Annotated in this window: 13 protein-coding genes; 9 read left to right on the forward strand and 4 right to left on the reverse strand. The window is 60.3% G+C overall.

Annotated features, from left to right (window positions below; translation table 11 throughout):
- Positions 1-50: 50 nt before the first annotated feature.
- A complete protein-coding gene (locus PMI21_RS05040; RefSeq protein WP_007940925.1) occupies positions 51-701 on the reverse strand; it encodes a GNAT family N-acetyltransferase in 651 nt (216 codons plus the stop codon).
- Positions 702-940: 239 nt separating this feature from the next.
- Between PMI21_RS05040 and xthA the strand changes: the two genes are divergently transcribed.
- On the forward strand, positions 941-1,753 hold the full coding sequence (xthA, locus tag PMI21_RS05035; RefSeq protein ID WP_007940926.1) for an exodeoxyribonuclease III: 813 nt from the start codon (positions 941-943) through the stop codon (positions 1,751-1,753).
- Between the two features lie 70 nt (positions 1,754-1,823).
- Positions 1,824-3,164 (forward strand): substrate-binding domain-containing protein, encoded by a 1,341-nt coding sequence (locus PMI21_RS05030; RefSeq protein WP_007940927.1) that lies wholly within the window; start codon positions 1,824-1,826, stop codon positions 3,162-3,164.
- A 117-nt stretch (positions 3,165-3,281) separates the two neighbouring features.
- Here PMI21_RS05030 and PMI21_RS05025 read toward each other — a convergent pair whose 3' ends face one another.
- Positions 3,282-4,511, reverse strand: a complete 1,230-nt coding sequence (locus tag PMI21_RS05025; RefSeq protein WP_007940928.1) for an acyl-CoA dehydrogenase — start codon at positions 4,509-4,511, stop codon at positions 3,282-3,284.
- 164 nt (positions 4,512-4,675) lie between these two features.
- On the opposite strand from PMI21_RS05025, the gene PMI21_RS05020 reads away from it, so the two are divergent.
- From PMI21_RS05020 to PMI21_RS05010, 3 genes are all read left to right on the forward strand, one after another.
- On the forward strand, positions 4,676-5,611 hold the full coding sequence (locus tag PMI21_RS05020; protein ID WP_007940929.1) for a LysR family transcriptional regulator: 936 nt from the start codon (positions 4,676-4,678) through the stop codon (positions 5,609-5,611).
- A gap of 137 nt (positions 5,612-5,748) precedes the next feature.
- On the forward strand, positions 5,749-6,147 hold the full coding sequence (locus PMI21_RS05015; protein WP_007904077.1) for a MerR family transcriptional regulator: 399 nt from the start codon (positions 5,749-5,751) through the stop codon (positions 6,145-6,147).
- A 41-nt stretch (positions 6,148-6,188) separates the two neighbouring features.
- Positions 6,189-7,088: a hydroxymethylglutaryl-CoA lyase gene (locus PMI21_RS05010; RefSeq protein WP_007940930.1), complete on the forward strand. Its 900-nt coding sequence runs from the start codon at positions 6,189-6,191 to the stop codon at positions 7,086-7,088.
- A gap of 618 nt (positions 7,089-7,706) precedes the next feature.
- Here the strand turns inward: PMI21_RS05010 and PMI21_RS05005 are convergent.
- Complete coding sequence (locus PMI21_RS05005) at positions 7,707-9,401, reverse strand: AMP-binding protein (protein WP_007940931.1); 1,695 nt, start codon at positions 9,399-9,401, stop codon at positions 7,707-7,709.
- A 211-nt stretch (positions 9,402-9,612) separates the two neighbouring features.
- On the opposite strand from PMI21_RS05005, the gene PMI21_RS05000 reads away from it, so the two are divergent.
- Genes PMI21_RS05000 through PMI21_RS04985 form a run of 4 tightly spaced genes read left to right on the forward strand, consistent with a single transcriptional unit; the run spans position 9,613 to position 15,180 of the window.
- Positions 9,613-10,776, forward strand: a complete 1,164-nt coding sequence (locus PMI21_RS05000; protein ID WP_007940933.1) for an isovaleryl-CoA dehydrogenase — start codon at positions 9,613-9,615, stop codon at positions 10,774-10,776.
- Positions 10,777-10,788: 12 nt separating this feature from the next.
- Entirely contained in the window at positions 10,789-12,396 is a 1,608-nt protein-coding gene (locus PMI21_RS04995; protein ID WP_007940934.1) for a carboxyl transferase domain-containing protein, read from the forward strand.
- Positions 12,397-12,409: 13 nt separating this feature from the next.
- Entirely contained in the window at positions 12,410-13,225 is an 816-nt protein-coding gene (locus tag PMI21_RS04990) for a gamma-carboxygeranoyl-CoA hydratase (RefSeq protein ID WP_007940935.1), read from the forward strand.
- Positions 13,225-15,180 carry an acetyl/propionyl/methylcrotonyl-CoA carboxylase subunit alpha gene (locus PMI21_RS04985; RefSeq protein WP_007940936.1) on the forward strand — a complete coding sequence of 652 codons (1,956 nt, stop codon included), beginning with the start codon at positions 13,225-13,227 and terminating at the stop codon, positions 15,178-15,180. Before PMI21_RS04990 ends, PMI21_RS04985 begins: the two co-directional genes overlap by 1 nt.
- A 39-nt stretch (positions 15,181-15,219) precedes the next feature.
- On the opposite strand, the gene PMI21_RS04980 is transcribed toward PMI21_RS04985, so the two are convergent.
- Positions 15,220-15,885 carry a LexA family protein gene (locus PMI21_RS04980; protein ID WP_007940937.1) on the reverse strand — a complete coding sequence of 222 codons (666 nt, stop codon included), beginning with the start codon at positions 15,883-15,885 and terminating at the stop codon, positions 15,220-15,222.
- Positions 15,886-15,930: the final 45 nt, after the last annotated feature.

Below are 15,930 nucleotides of genomic sequence, written 5' to 3' on the forward strand. Positions count from 1 at the left end.
ACGAGCTTGGGAGCCTGATAGAGCCGGACTTGTCCCAAAAAGTTCGACGATTACGCTGTTGCTGTTTGTAACATCTGCGGGTTGGCGTGGAAAAACACGTGCTCACGAATCGGTCCTACGGCCACCTCGCCGATTTCCTCATAGCCCTGACGCTTATAGAACTCCAGATAGCGAGGATTCCCGGTGTCGAGGATCACGCCCTGGGAGTGCTCATCGACCGCGCACCAGTTGTGCACCGCTTGCAGCAATTGTTCGCCGAAGTGCTTGCCCTGGAATTGCGGGTGAACCCCCAGCAACGGCAGGACGTGCACCGAATCGGACGGCACGCACGCCATCACAGCGGCGTGGTAATCGAGGTAGCGTCGGGTGCAGCGAAATCCGGTGCTGAGCACCATCCGCAAACGCCAGGCCCAGCTTTCGGTGATACCCAGGCGGCGTTGCGGCGGCGCGATCAGGGCGATACCGATCAAGCGGTCATTCACCAGCAGGCCGATGGCCGGTAAATCCTGCAGAAAGTGTTGTTTGATCAGTTCGCGCACCGTCGCCCGGACCCGCTGTTCATAACCGGGGCGTTCGGCTTCGAACAGGTAGCCGAACGTCGGCTCGTGCCGGTACGCCTGGTACAACAGGGAGCGTGCTTCGCGGGAATAGCCGCTGTCGAGCATGTGAATATCGGCGATGGCGGTCGAGGTTTCGGGCATAACGGCGGATCTCCCTGGGGCACAGCTCAGATGGCTGCGCTCTTCTTGGTACGAGCCTTGGGGTAGCTTCACAGTTCCCCAGACAGGTATAGACCAAGCGAGGAGCTTCATCGACTTGCCCACGAAGAGGCCGGATCTGCCAACACATCTCTGACAGGACACCACGAATCCCCTCACCCCAAAGCTGGCCCCATTCCCACATGTCAGCTAGCATCGCACTTTTGCCAGGACTGCCGACCATGAAGATCGTCTCCTTCAACATCAACGGGCTGCGCGCTCGCCCGCATCAGCTGGCGGCGCTGATCGAAAAGCATCAACCGGACGTGATCGGGTTGCAGGAAACCAAGGTCCACGACGACCAGTTCCCCCTGGCCGAGGTGCAGGCGCTGGGTTATCACGTGTATTTCCACGGGCAAAAGAGTCACTACGGTGTGGCCCTGCTCTCGCGCCAGGAGCCGATTGCGCTGCACAAAGGTTTCGCCACTGACGAAGAAGACGCTCAGCGGCGCTTTATCTGGGGCACATTCGCCGACGCCAACGGCGTGCCGGTGACCATCATGAACGGCTATTTCCCACAGGGCGAAAGCCGCGATCACCCCACCAAGTTCCCGGCCAAGGAGCGTTTCTACAGCGATTTGCAGCAATTGCTGGAAAGCCAGTTCAGCAACGATCAGCCGATCGTGGTGATGGGCGATGTGAACATTTCCCCGGAAGACTGCGACATCGGCATTGGCCCGGACAACATGAAACGCTGGCTGAAAACCGGCAAATGCAGCTTCCTGCCCGAAGAACGCGAATGGATGGCCCGCTTGAAGAACTGGGGGCTGGTGGACAGTTTCCGCCACCTGAACCCAGACGTCGCCGACCGTTTCAGCTGGTTCGACTACCGCAGCCGCGGTTTTGAAGATGAGCCCAAGCGCGGGCTGCGGATTGACCTGATCATGGCCTCCAACGGGTTGTTGCCGCGGGTCAAGGACGCGGGCGTGGATTACGAACTGCGCGGGATGGAAAAGCCTTCCGATCACGCGCCGATCTGGCTTGAGTTGAGCTGATCACTGTCATCGTTCAGAAACCTTACTGACTTATTCTCCCGGCACTTTCTTTGGCTTATAAGGTGCCGGCATGACCCTGCGCGTGTTGTTCCTGTTGCTGCTCGGCGCCGTGCTGCCGTTGACGGTGTCGGCCGGCGATTTGCCGACACCCGAACGCGGCCCGGTGCTGCGCATCCAGGGTTCCAACACCATTGGCGCGGCATTGGGGCCGGCGCTGGTCGAGGGGTTGATGCTTGAGCAGGGCCTGCTCAAGGTGCACCGCGAAGCCCCTGACAAAGCCAACGAACAACGCATCGTCGGCGTAACCGCTCAGGGCCGTCGAGTCGAGGTGGAAGTCGCGGCCCACGGTTCCAGCACCGGATTCAAAGCCCTGAAAAACACCGAGGCCGATCTCGCGGCCTCGTCACGGCCGATCAAGGACAGCGAACGGCTGGGTCTCGAACCGCTGGGCGACCTGAAAAGCCCGGTTGCCGAACAAGTCATCGCCATCGACGGCCTGGCGATCATCCTTCATCCGCACAATCCGCTGAAGCAACTCAACACCGAGCAACTGGCGCAAATTTTCAGTGGTGAAGCAAAAACCTGGGAAGAACTCGGCGGCACCGGTGGGACGATTCATCTCTACGCGCGGGATGACCAATCGGGCACCTACGACACGTTCAAGGAATTGGTCCTCAGCCCGCGGGGAAAAACCCTGAGCGGCAATGCGAAACGCTTCGAATCCAGCGAGCAACTGTCCGACGCGGTCAGTCTGGACCCGCAAGCCATCGGCTTCATCGGTTTGCCTTATGTACGCCAGGCCAAGCCCGTGGCCATTGTCGATGGCGACTCCCAGGCCATGCTGCCGCTCAATAGCCTGATCGCGACGGAAGATTACCCGCTGTCCCGTCGGCTGTTCTTTTACCTGCCGCCCAACGGGAAAAATCCCTGGGCCAAGGCGTTGGTGAAGTTCGCCCAGAGCAGCAAAGGCCAGGCGATTGTCGCGGCTAACGGCTTTATCGCGCAGACCGTTCAGGCCATGGCCGTCACGCCGAATGCGCTGATGCCCGAGGGTTATCAGGCACTCAGTAGGCATGCCCAGCGGCTGACGGTAAATTTTCGTTTCGAAGAAGGCAGCGCGACGCTGGACAACAAGGCCCGACAAGACCTGTCACGGGTGCTCGACTATATAAAGCAGCACGACAAAACCAATCGGCAGGTGACACTGGTGGGGTTTGGCGACGCCAAGAGCGACCCCGCGCGGGCCGACCTGCTGTCGAAACTGCGGGCCATGGCGGTACGGCGAGAACTGGTGAAAAGCGGTGTGGTGTTTCGCGAGATTCGTGGTTTTGGCGCTGAGATGCCAGTAGCGGCCAACAGCGGGGATGAGGGGCGGATCAAGAATCGGCGGGTTGAGGTTTGGGTGTATTGAATCAGATGTTGCTGTGGTGAATAGGCCGACGCCTTCGCGGGCAAGCCTCGCTCCTACAGATTGGTCTAAAAAAACTGGACCGCTACAGGCTTGCCCGCGAAGAACGATGACGCGCTTTTACTGCCCGTTGCGCATCATCTCTTTAGGCACATATTTGCCGATCTCGAACTTGCCGATCGCCGCGCGGTGCACTTCGTCCGGGCCGTCGGCCAGGCGCAGGGTGCGTTGCATGGCATACATGTAGGCCAGCGGGAAATCGTTGGACACCCCTGCCCCGCCATGGATCTGGATCGCCCGGTCGATCACCCGCAACGCCACGTTCGGTGCAACCACTTTGATCTGCGCGATCTCGCTCTTCGCCACCTTGTTACCGACAGTGTCCATCATGTACGCCGCCTTCAACGTCAGCAGTCGCGCCATGTCGATCTCCATCCGCGAGTCGGCGATCTTGTCGATGTTACCGCCCAGACGCGCCAGGGGTTTGCCAAACGCGGTGCGATTGACCGCCCGCTTGCACATCAGCTCCAGCGCACGTTCAGCCATGCCAATCGATCGCATGCAGTGGTGAATCCGCCCCGGGCCGAGGCGACCTTGGGCGATTTCGAAGCCGCGCCCTTCGCCCAGCAGGACGTTTTCGTACGGCACCCGGACGTTTTCGAACAGCACTTCAGCGTGACCGTGAGGCGCGTCGTCATAACCGAACACCGGCAGCGGACGCACAATCTTCACGCCCGGCGTATCCACCGGCACCAGAATCATCGAGTGCTGCGCATGGCGCGGGGCATCCGGGTTGCTCAGGCCCATGAAGATCAGAATCTTGCAGCGCGGATCGCAGGCCCCTGAAGTCCACCATTTCTTGCCATTGATCACCCATTCATCGCCATCACGCACGGCACGGGCAGCCATGTTGGTGGCATCAGAAGAGGCCACGTCCGGTTCGGTCATGGCGAACGCTGAACGGATCTCACCGCGCAACAGTGGTTCGAGCCAACGCTGCTTCTGCTCTTCGTTGGCGTAACGCACCAGCACTTCCATGTTGCCGGTGTCGGGCGCCGAGCAGTTGAACGGCTCAGGGCCCAGCAACGAGCGGCCCATGATTTCCGCCAATGGCGCGTATTCGAGGTTGGTCAGGCCGGCACCGAGTTCGGACTCCGGCAGAAACAAATTCCACAGGCCTTCAGCCTTGGCCTTGAGTTTGAGCTCTTCCATGATTGCCGTCGGCTGCCAGCGATCGCCCTCGGCGACCTGGCGTTCGAACACCGCTTCGGCAGGGTAAACGTAGGTGTCCATGAACGCAGTCACGCGCTCACGCAGTTCTTGCACTTTGGGCGAATAAGCGAAATCCATGGGCAGCTACCTTCTAAAGGGAGGTTGTTCAGGTCATGCATTCGATGCTAGAACAGCGTTGATAATTTACCTAGCCTATTCTCGGCGTGTATTAACATTCATCACCGATATATGATCGACTGATCGAGCCACCTTCCTATAACAAGAGCAGAGAGCGCAGCGCAATGAATCTGAGCAAGGTCGACCTCAACCTTTTCATCGTCTTCGACGCGATCTACACCGAAGCCAACCTGACCCGCGCCGGGCAGATTGTCGGCATTACTCAACCGGCGGTATCGAACGCTCTGGCCCGCCTGCGCGAAACCTTCAACGATCCGCTTTTCGTGCGCACCGCCCAGGGCATGGTGCCGACGCCGATGGCGCAGAACATCATCGGCCCCGTGCGCAACGCCCTCTCCCTGCTGCGGGTGTCGGTGCAGGAAAGCCGCATCTTCAACCCGTTGCAGGCGGTGAAGACCTACCGCATCAGCATGACCGACCTCACCGAAGCGGTGATCCTGCCGCCGCTGTTCCAGCGCCTGCGCCGCATGGCGCCGACGGTGATCATCGAAAGTTTCCTGTCCAAACGCCGCGAGACCACCAAGGAACTGGCGGCCGGGCGCCTGGATTTCGCGGTGGATGCGCCGCTCAACACCGATCCGCAGGTGCGTCACGTCAAGTTGATGGAAGACCGTTATGTGTGCGCCATGCGCAAGGGCCATCCGCTGGCGGGCAAAGAGAAATTCACCCTCGACGATTACCTGTCCCTGACCCACATCCATATCTCCAGCCGCCGCAGCGGCCTGGGCTATGTCGACCTGGCCCTGGGCAAAATGGGCATCCAGCGCAAGATCGCCCTGCGCTCCCAGCATTACCTGATGGCGTCCCAGGTGTTACAGCAGACCGACATGGTCATGACCGTGCCGGAACGCTTCGCTCGTCGCCATGATTTGTACTCGGTGAACCTGCCGGTCAAAGAAGTTCCGCCGGTGGAAACCCACCTCTACTGGCACGAAAGCACCGACCAGGACCCGGCCAACCGCTGGATGCGCGAGCAGATGATCGAGTTGTGCCAGCAGGTCACGGCGCATGAGAAGAAGCTGGATAAACAGGTGGTTTGAGGAAAGATCAAAAGATCGCAGCCTGCGGCAGCTCCTACGCGTCTGTGGGCGTTGCCGCAGGCTGCGATCTTTTCGCCCCTTGACGTAAACGTCAACCTGCCATTAGCTTAGCGCCATGACCTTTTTCGAGCGCTTCCATGAGCAGCCAGACTTATAGCATTTCCGACCTCGCCCGCGAGCTCGACATCACCACCCGGGCCATTCGCTTCTATGAAGAGCAAGGCCTGCTCAGCCCCGAGCGGCGCGGCCAGGAACGCATTTATTCACCCCGTGACAAGGTCAGCCTGAAGCTGATCCTGCGGGGCAAGCGCATTGGTTTTTCCCTGGCCGAATGCCGCGAGCTGATCGAGCTCTATGACCCCTCCAGCGGTAACACCAAGCAATTGCACAGCATGCTGGCGAAAATCGCCGAGCGCCGGGAACAACTCGAACAGCAATTGCTGGACATCGAACAGATGAAGCTGGAACTCGACACGGCCGAAGAGCGCTGCACCCAGGCGCTGGAGCAAACGATCAAGAGCCAGCAGCTCGTGTAGGGTTCTGTAAACATTCATACAATCTCAACAGGTCGATTCCCATGTCCCTCCCCACCCACGTACGCCTGGTCGAAGTCGGCCCCCGCGACGGTCTGCAAAACGAAGCCCAACCCATCAGCGTTGCGGACAAGGTGCAATTGGTCGATGCGCTCACCGCCGCAGGCCTCGGCTATATAGAAGTCGGCAGTTTCGTCTCGCCCAAATGGGTGCCGCAAATGGCCGGTTCCGCCGAGGTCTTCGCGCAGATCCAGCGCAAACCAGGGGTGACCTATGGCGCCCTCGCCCCCAACCTGCGGGGCTTTGAAGACGCTATCGCCGCAGGGGTCAAGGAAGTCGCCGTGTTCGCCGCAGCGTCCGAAGCGTTTTCCCAGCGCAATATCAATTGCTCGATCAGCGAAAGCCTGGAGCGTTTCGTACCGATCATGGACGCCGCCAAACAACATGGTGTGAGTGTGCGCGGTTACGTGTCCTGTGTGCTGGGCTGCCCTTACAAGGGTGATGTCGCGCCGGAACAAGTCGCGCGGGTCGCTCGCGAGCTCTATGCGATGGGCTGCTACGAGGTTTCGCTGGGAGACACCATCGGCACCGGCACCGCTGGCGCGACCCGCAAGATGTTCGAAGTGGTTTCGGCCGACGTGCCACGGGAAAAACTGGCCGGGCACTTCCACGACACCTATGGCCAGGCCATGGCCAATATCTACGCCAGCCTGCTGGAAGGCATTGCGGTGTTCGACAGCTCCATCGCCGGCCTTGGCGGCTGCCCGTATGCCAAGGGCGCCAGCGGTAACGTCGCGACCGAAGACGTGGTTTACCTGCTAAACGGCTTGGGCATCGAGACCGGCATCGACCTGGACGCCTTGATTCGCGCCGGCCAGCAGATTTGCGCGGTGCTGGGGCGCCCTACCGGTTCTCGCGTGGCCAAGGCCCGCAGCGCACAGTGACAACGTGGATGTGTCCGGGTGTTACCGCGTGTTCTGGCACGTGGGGCGGAAACGAGTAACACGGAAACAAATTGTCAGGTTTGGCACGGATGAAAAATCTCGAAAAAAAATCAAACCGTTGATTTTAAAGGACTTTTTAAAGTTGGCACGGCTTCTGCTATCTCTATGGCATAACAAGAATAAAAAGCTGCAAACCAATAAAAATAAGACGTAACGACTCTGACATAACAAGAACAACACGGCAGAGACGCAGCTAACAGATTTTTTTGGAGAAGGTGTGCTTTTCAGGGTGCTTTTCGGAGTAACCCGCAACCGGGCAGAGAACAATAAAACTACCTTCAGGTAGCTCCCGAACTGGTTGGATCGCTTGGCGAAAAAGTAGATCAGCGCTCAAAAAAATACGTTTGCTCTTGATCCCGGATGGGGATCGACAAAAACAGCGGTAAAGGGCCACGGTTGCCAAAAACAACAACAGACCGCCCCTCAATAATAAAAAAAGAGCACGTAACGACAAAATTAAAGGGGAGCTTCGGCTCCCCTTTGTGCTTTCCGGCATTCCACTTTCTCCTCAAAAGATCGCAGCCTTCGGCAGCTCCTACGGCTGCGATCTTTTGATCTTCAACGCATTGCTTTGAGCTCCTCGATGCTGATCTCGCGCATCCGGAACTTCTGGATCTTGCCAGTCACGGTCATCGGAAACTCCTCGACGAACTTGAAGTAACGCGGCGTCTTGAAGTGCGCGATACGCTCCTTGCACCAGGCTTGCAGCTCCTGCTCGGTGGCGCTGTGGCCGGGGTGGAATTTGATCCAGGCGACGATCTCTTCGCCGTACCGAGGGCAAGGAATCCCGATCACCTGCACATCCGCCACCGCCGGGTGGGTAAAGAAGAACTCTTCCAGCTCCCTTGGGTAAATATTCTCACCGCCGCGGATGATCATGTCCTTGTTACGCCCGGCAATGCACACATAGCCTTCGTCGTTCATGCTCGCCAGGTCGCCGGTGTGCATCCAGCCCGCTTCATCGATAGCCTCGGCGGTGCCCTGCGGGTTATTCCAGTAGCCGAGCATCACGCTGTAACCCCGAGTGCACAGCTCGCCAATGGTGCCGCGTGGCACCGGATTGCCCGCCTCGTCGATGATCTTGCTTTCCAGTTGCGGCTGGGTGCGGCCGACTGTGGTGACGCGCAATTCCAGGTCGTCTGACGGACCGGTCTGCAAAGACACGGGACTGGTTTCCGTCATTCCGTAGGCAATCTGCACTTCGCTCATGTGCATTTCGCTGATGACCCGGCGCATCACCTCGATCGGACACGTCGCCCCGGCCATGATCCCGGTGCGCAGGCTCGATAAATCAAATTCGGCGCGCTTGGGCTGATCGAGCATGGCGATGAACATGGTCGGCACGCCGTAGAGTGCCGTGGCCTTTTCTTCGGCGACGGTGGTCAGGGTCAGCAGCGGATCGAAGGCATCGTTGGGGTAAATCATGGTGCTGCCGTGGGTGACGCAGCCGAGGTTGCCCATGACCATGCCGAAGCAGTGATACAGCGGCACCGGAATCACCAGCCGATCATGGGCGGTCAAGCCGAGGCTTTCGCCGACCATGTAACCGTTGTTGAGAATGTTGTAGTGGCTGAGGGTTGCGCCCTTGGGGAAACCGGTGGTGCCGGAGGTGTACTGGATGTTCACCGCCTGGTCGAAATGCAGGCTGTCCTGGCGTTCGCGCAACTGCTCGACCGACACGCTGGCCGCCAGATCGGCCAGTTGCGACCACGGCAGGAAACCCGAGGGTGGCTGCGCATCCAGACTGATGACCCCACGCAGTTCCGGCAGGCGCTCGCTCTGCAAGCGGCCGATGGATTGTTCCGCCAACTCCGGCACCAACCCTTGCAGCATGCCGTGATAGTCGGAAGTCTTGAAGGCCCCGGCACAGACCAGCCATTGGCAACCGGACTGCTTCAACACGTATTCGAGTTCGGAACTGCGGTAAGCCGGGTTGATGTTGACCAGGATCACGCCGATTTTCGCGCTGGCGAACTGGCTGATGCACCACTGGGCACAGTTCGGGGCCCAGATGCCAAGCCGGTCACCGGTTTGCAAACCCAGCGCCAGGAATGCTCTGGCGTGCAGATCAACAGCATCCGACAGCTGCTGCCAGGTGTAACGCAGCTGTTGATGGCGCACGACCAGCGCCTCCCCGCTCGGGTATTGCGCGACGGTGTTATCAAACGCCTGGCCGATGGTCATCGCCAGCAAGGCTTTGTCCTGGGAACCACGGGTATAGCTGCGCTGCGGGTTTGCACTGGGTTGATCCATGACGACCCCTATTGTCTTTATTGTAGGAGCGAGGCTTGTGTGGCGAGCCACAGAAGGCGACGCTGGTCTTTCAGAACTGGCTCTACTCTCGCTCAAGTTGACGTTAACGTAAAGGGTGATTGACAGCCATTCGTCACAGGCTTACGTTAACGTAAAGGTGAGAGCCGAATCACTGCCCTCCCCACCCTACAAAAAAGCCAAAAGGTGCCCCATGAGCTACCCATCCCTGAACTTTGCCCTCGGTGAAACCATCGACATGCTGCGCGATCAGGTTCAGTCCTTCGTCGCCAAAGAGATCGCCCCGCGCGCCGCTCAGATCGACATCGACAACCTGTTCCCCGCCGACCTGTGGCGCAAATTCGGCGACATGGGCCTGCTGGGCATCACCGTGCCGGAAGAGTACGGCGGCGCGGGCCTGGGTTATCTGGCACACGTGGTCGCCATGGAAGAAATCAGCCGTGGTTCGGCGTCGGTCGCCCTGTCCTACGGCGCCCACTCCAACCTCTGCGTCAACCAAATCAACCGCAATGGCACCCACGAACAGAAAAGCAAATACCTGCCGAAACTGATCAGCGGCGAGCACATCGGTGCGCTGGCCATGAGCGAACCGAATGCCGGCTCCGACGTGGTCTCGATGAAGCTGCGCGCCGACAAACGCGGTGACCACTACGTACTCAACGGCAGCAAAACCTGGATCACCAACGGTCCGGACGCCAACACCTACGTGATCTACGCCAAGACCGACCTGGAAAAAGGCCCGCACGGCATCACCGCGTTCATCGTCGAACGCGACTGGAAAGGCTTCAGCCGCAGCAACAAATTCGACAAGCTCGGCATGCGCGGTTCGAACACCTGCGAGCTGTTTTTCGATGACGTCGAAGTGCCGGAAGAAAACATCCTCGGCGTGCTCAACGGCGGCGTGAAGGTGCTGATGAGCGGCCTCGACTACGAGCGCGTGGTGCTTTCCGGTGGCCCGACCGGGATCATGCAGGCCTGCATGGACCTGATCGTGCCGTACATCCACGACCGCAAACAGTTCGGCCAGAGCATCGGCGAATTCCAGCTGATCCAGGGCAAAGTCGCCGACATGTACACCCAGCTCAACGCCAGCCGCGCCTACCTGTATGCGGTGGCCCAAGCCTGCGAGCGTGGCGAAACCACCCGCAAGGACGCCGCCGGGGTAATCCTCTACAGCGCCGAGCGGGCCACGCAAATGGCCCTTGACGCGATCCAGATTCTCGGCGGCAACGGCTACATCAACGAATTCCCGGCCGGTCGCCTACTGCGTGACGCCAAGCTGTATGAAATCGGCGCCGGCACCAGTGAGATCCGTCGCATGCTGATCGGTCGCGAACTGTTCAACGAAACCCGCTAAACGGAGCTGTCCATGGCTATCCTGCATACCCAGCTCAACCCCCGTTCGGCGGAGTTCGCCGCCAACAGCGCGGCGATGCTCAAACAGGTCGACGCCCTGCACACCCTGCTCGCGCAAGTGCAGCAAGGTGGTGGCCCGAAGGCGCAAGAACGCCACACTTCGCGGGGCAAATTGCTGCCCCGTGAGCGGATCAATCGCCTGCTCGATCCGGGTTCGCCATTTCTCGAGATCAGCCAACTGGCGGCCTACGCGGTGTACGGCGAAGACGTTCCTGCCGCTGGTGTGATTGCCGGGATCGGCCGGGTGGAAGGCGTCGAATGCATGATCGTCGCCAACGATGCCACCGTGAAAGGTGGCTCGTATTACCCGCTGACCGTGAAAAAACACCTGCGCGCGCAAACCATCGCCCAGCAGAATCGCCTGCCATGCATTTATCTGGTGGACTCCGGTGGCGCCAACCTGCCGCGTCAGGATGAAGTGTTCCCGGACCGTGAGCACTTCGGGCGGATTTTCTTCAACCAGGCCAACATGAGCGCCATGGGCATTCCGCAAATTGCGGTGGTCATGGGCTCTTGCACCGCCGGGGGCGCTTACGTGCCGGCGATGGCCGACGAAGCAATCATGGTTCGTCAGCAGGCAACGATTTTCCTCGCCGGCCCACCGCTGGTGAAAGCCGCGACCGGTGAAGTGGTCAGCGCCGAAGACCTCGGCGGGGCCGATGTGCACTGCAAGATTTCCGGGGTCGCCGACCACTACGCCGAAAGCGATGAACATGCTCTGGCATTGGCCCGGCGCAGCATTGCCAACCTCAACTGGCGCAAGCTCGGTGAACTGCAGCAACGCACACCGATCGCGCCGCTGTACAGCAGCGACGAGTTGTACGGCGTGGTCTCGGCCGACGCCAAGCAACCGTTCGATGTGCGTGAAGTGATTGCGCGACTGGTGGACGGCTCAGTATTCGATGAGTTCAAGGCGCTGTTCGGGACGACTTTAGTGTGCGGTTTCGCCCACCTGCATGGCTACCCGATCGCGATCCTCGCCAACAACGGCATCCTCTTTGCCGAGGCCGCGCAGAAAGGCGCGCACTTCATCGAGCTCGCTTGCCAGCGCGGCATTCCATTGCTGTTCCTGCAAAACATCACCGGTTTCATGGTTGGCCAGAAATACGAGGCCGGCGGCATCGCCAAACACGGCGCGAAATTGGTGACGGCCGTGGCCTGCGCCAAGGTGCCGAAATTCACCGTGATCATCGGCGGCAGTTTCGGTGCCGGTAACTACGGCATGTGCGGGCGCGCCTACGATCCACGCTTCCTGTGGATGTGGCCGAACGCGCGGATCGGCGTGATGGGCGCCGAACAGGCGGCGGGCGTCCTGGTGCAGGTCAAGCGTGAGCAAACCGAGCGCAGCGGGCATCGTTTCAGCGCTGAGCAGGAAGCCGAAATCAAGCAACCGATCCTCGATCAGTACGAAGAACAGGGCCACCCCTACTACTCCAGCGCCCGGCTATGGGACGACGGCGTCATTGACCCGGCGCAGACCCGCGACGTGTTGGCCCTGGCCTTGTCGGCATCGCTGAACGCACCCATCGAACCGAGCCGCTTCGGCGTGTTCCGGATGTGATCTGGAGAAAACCATGAGTGACTTCAACACCCTCGAGCTGCAGACCGATCCGCGTGGTTTTGCCACCCTGTGGCTCAGCCGAGAAGAAAAGAACAACGCGTTCAACGCCGAAATGATCCGCGAACTGATTCTCGCGCTGGACAAAGTGTCGAGCGATGCCAGCCTGCGTTTTCTGCTGATCCGTGGGCGCGGCAAGCATTTCAGCGCCGGTGCCGATCTGGCCTGGATGCAGCAATCGGCCGAACTCGATTACCACACCAACCTTGATGACGCCCGGGAACTGGCGGAGTTGATGTACAACCTCGCCAAACTGAAAGTCCCGACGCTGGCCGTGGTGCAAGGTGCGGCGTTCGGCGGCGCGCTGGGCCTGATCAGTTGCTGCGACATGGCGATTGGCGCCGACGACGCGCAGTTCTGCCTGTCGGAAGTGCGCATCGGCCTGGCGCCGGCAGTCATCAGCCCGTTCGTGGTGCAAGCCATCGGCGAGCGCGCGGCGCGGCGTTATGCCTTGACTGCCGAACGTTTCGGCGGGCAACGGGCTCGGGAAATCGGCCTGTTGTCGGAGAGCTATCCGATGGCAGAGCTGGAGCAGAAAGTCGATCAGTGGATCGACAATCTACTGCTCAACAGCCCGGCAGCCATGCGCGCCAGCAAGGATCTGCTGCGTGAAGTCGGCAACGGCGCGCTGACCCCGGCGCTGCGCCGCTACACCGAGAATGCTATCGCCCGAATTCGCGTCAGCCCGGAAGGTCAGGAAGGCCTGCGTGCCTTCCTGCAAAAACGTTCGCCCACCTGGCAAGCCGAAATCACCCTCAAGGAGCCGCGTTGATGAGCGCACCTGTTCTCACCACCCTGTTGGTGGCCAACCGTGGCGAAATCGCCTGCCGGGTGATGCGCACCGCCAAGGCTCTGGGCCTGACCACTGTGGCCGTGCACAGCGCCACCGACCGTGACGCCCGGCACAGCCGCGAAGCGGATATCCGCGTCGACCTGGGCGGCAGCAAAGCCGCCGACAGTTACCTGCAAATCGACAAACTGATCGCCGCCGCGAAGGCCAGCGGCGCTCAGGCGATTCATCCCGGTTATGGTTTTCTCTCGGAAAACGCCGGGTTCGCCCGGGCAATCGAAGCGGCCGGCCTGATTTTCCTCGGCCCGCCCGCCTCGGCCATCGACGCCATGGGCAGCAAGTCTGCGGCCAAAGCCTTGATGGAAACCGCTGGTGTGCCGCTGGTGCCCGGCTATCACGGCGAAGCCCAGGACCTCGACACCTTCCGCGACGCCTGCGAACGCATCGGTTATCCGGTGCTGCTCAAGGCCACGGCGGGCGGCGGCGGTAAAGGCATGAAAGTGGTCGAGGACGTCAGCCAACTGGCCGAAGCCCTGGCCTCGGCACAGCGTGAAGCGCAATCGTCGTTCGGCGATTCGCGGATGTTGGTCGAGAAGTACCTGCTCAAGCCACGTCACGTGGAAATCCAGGTGTTCGCCGACCAGCATGGCAACTGTCTGTACCTCAACGAACGTGACTGCTCGATTCAGCGTCGGCATCAGAAAGTCGTCGAAGAAGCACCTGCTCCAGGCCTGACCCCGGAATTGCGTCGCGCCATGGGTGAAGCCGCCGTGCGTTCGGCTCAAGCGATCGGCTATGTGGGCGCCGGCACCGTGGAGTTTTTGCTGGATGCGCGCGGTGAGTTCTTCTTCATGGAGATGAACACGCGCCTGCAAGTTGAACACCCGGTGACCGAAGCGATCACCGGCCTCGATCTGGTGGCCTGGCAGATTCGTGTAGCTCGCGGCGAAGCGCTGCCGATGACGCAGGATCAGGTGCCGCTGATCGGCCATGCGATTGAAGTGCGGTTGTATGCCGAAGACCCGGGCAACGATTTTCTGCCGGCCACCGGGCGTCTGGCGTTGTACCGCGAATCCGCCGAAGGGCCGGGGCGTCGCGTGGACAGCGGCGTCGAAGAAGGCGACGAGGTATCGCCGTTCTACGACCCGATGCTCGGCAAGCTGATTGCCTGGGGCGAAGACCGTGAACAGGCGCGGCTGCGGTTGCTGAGCATGCTCGATGAGTTTGCCATTGGCGGTCTGAAGACCAACATCAACTTCCTGCACCGGATCATCGGCCACCCGGCGTTTGCCGCCGCCGAACTGGATACCGGGTTCATTCCGCGTTATCAGGAACAACTTCTGCCAGCACCGTCGCCGCTCAGTGATGCGTTCTGGCAAGCGGCGGCCCAGGCGTTTGCACAAAGTCAGCCGTCTGTTTTGCGCGCCGATGACCCGAGTTCGCCATGGGCCTTCAACAATGGTTTCCGTGCCGGGCTGCCGACAGAAATCACCTTGCATCTGAGTTGCGAAGGACAAGATCGGGCGCTGACCCTGGGCGATGCCGACGCGCATACCGCACGGTTTCAAGATGAATACCTGCTGACCGAACACCACGGTTTGCGCCGCCAGCACCGGGCCATCCGCCGTGGCGATACGCTGTATCTGCAATGGGACGGTGAGCTGCGTCGCATCGAGTCGTATGACCCGATCAGCGCCGTCGAAGCCAGTCACAGCCATCAGGGCGGGCTCACCGCGCCCATGAACGGCAGCATCGTGCGGGTGCTGGTGGAGGCCGGGCAAACGGTCGAAGCCGGGGCGCAACTGGTGGTGCTGGAAGCGATGAAGATGGAGCACAGCATTCGCGCGCCCCACACCGGGGTAATCAAGGCGTTGTATTGCCAGGAGGGCGAAATGGTCAGCGAAGGCAGTGCGTTGGTGGAGTTGGAACAAGCGTGAAATGAAGATCGGTCCTACGCGTTGCGAGGACCGATCCGATTAGAATTTGGCAGTCGCCTGAACCACCACGCCGATGATTCGGCATTCTTCGGTGTAAAGGGCTTTCGGATACGTCGGATTGAGCGGGACCAGATAACGCTGCCCGCCCTCTTCGATCAGCTTGCGAAAGACCGCCTCGGCGCTGCCGGGCCATTGGGCGATCACCAGTTTGCCAGGCTCCGGCACGATAGCCGGGTCGACCAGAATCAGCATGCCCTCGGCAATGCTCGCACCCGAGGGTGCCGTCATCGCATCGCCGACCACCACCAGCCAAAACGCCGCGCCCTGTGCGTGGTAATCGGACAGCTCGAAACGTGGCTTGCTGACAGCCAGCGAGGTGCCATAGGTCGATAGCTCTCCGTCGCGCACCTCCCCGGTTTCCCGCCAGTCACTGACCGGGTAGCGAAAGTACGGGTTGTACTTTTGCGTCAGAGAGATCTCCTCATCCTCAGAGGGCAGCGGCTCCCTGATCACCATCGCCACTTCCAGATAGTCCATGCCCAGCGCCCGCAAGACACGATTCATCTCTCCGATGCCAGGCTGACGACGTTTATTGAGCCAGTGGCCGACGCCACCCTGGGACATCCCGATGCGCTCGGCGAGTATTTCTTGAGTGACTTTGAGTTCACTCATTTTGGCCTTGACCAATTCAATCCATTTATCCATGTGCGGCACGATACGTGGGGTACTCCGACCATCAAAACACAAATT

The sequence above is a fragment of the Pseudomonas sp. GM18 genome, from assembly GCF_000282195.1.
In the GTDB taxonomy this organism is placed as follows: Bacteria; Pseudomonadota; Gammaproteobacteria; order Pseudomonadales; family Pseudomonadaceae; genus Aquipseudomonas.

Bases quoted from the DNA above. Each gene is read 5' to 3' on its own strand.
- PMI21_RS04990 (WP_007940935.1), top strand. From the start codon at position 12,410: ATGAGTGACTTCAACACCCTCGAGCTGCAGACCGATCCGCGTGGTTTT.
- PMI21_RS05000 (WP_007940933.1), top strand. From the start codon at position 9,613: ATGAGCTACCCATCCCTGAACTTTGCCCTCGGTGAAACCATCGACATG.
- PMI21_RS05025 (WP_007940928.1), bottom strand. From the start codon at position 4,511: ATGGATTTCGCTTATTCGCCCAAAGTGCAAGAACTGCGTGAGCGCGTG.
- PMI21_RS05010 (WP_007940930.1), top strand. From the start codon at position 6,189: ATGTCCCTCCCCACCCACGTACGCCTGGTCGAAGTCGGCCCCCGCGAC.
- PMI21_RS04985 (WP_007940936.1), top strand. From the start codon at position 13,225: ATGAGCGCACCTGTTCTCACCACCCTGTTGGTGGCCAACCGTGGCGAA.
- PMI21_RS05030 (WP_007940927.1), top strand. From the start codon at position 1,824: ATGACCCTGCGCGTGTTGTTCCTGTTGCTGCTCGGCGCCGTGCTGCCG.
- PMI21_RS05020 (WP_007940929.1), top strand. From the start codon at position 4,676: ATGAATCTGAGCAAGGTCGACCTCAACCTTTTCATCGTCTTCGACGCG.
- xthA (WP_007940926.1), top strand. From the start codon at position 941: ATGAAGATCGTCTCCTTCAACATCAACGGGCTGCGCGCTCGCCCGCAT.
- PMI21_RS04980 (WP_007940937.1), bottom strand. From the start codon at position 15,885: ATGGATAAATGGATTGAATTGGTCAAGGCCAAAATGAGTGAACTCAAA.
- PMI21_RS05005 (WP_007940931.1), bottom strand. From the start codon at position 9,401: ATGGATCAACCCAGTGCAAACCCGCAGCGCAGCTATACCCGTGGTTCC.
- PMI21_RS05015 (WP_007904077.1), top strand. From the start codon at position 5,749: ATGAGCAGCCAGACTTATAGCATTTCCGACCTCGCCCGCGAGCTCGAC.
- PMI21_RS05040 (WP_007940925.1), bottom strand. From the start codon at position 701: ATGCCCGAAACCTCGACCGCCATCGCCGATATTCACATGCTCGACAGC.
- PMI21_RS04995 (WP_007940934.1), top strand. From the start codon at position 10,789: ATGGCTATCCTGCATACCCAGCTCAACCCCCGTTCGGCGGAGTTCGCC.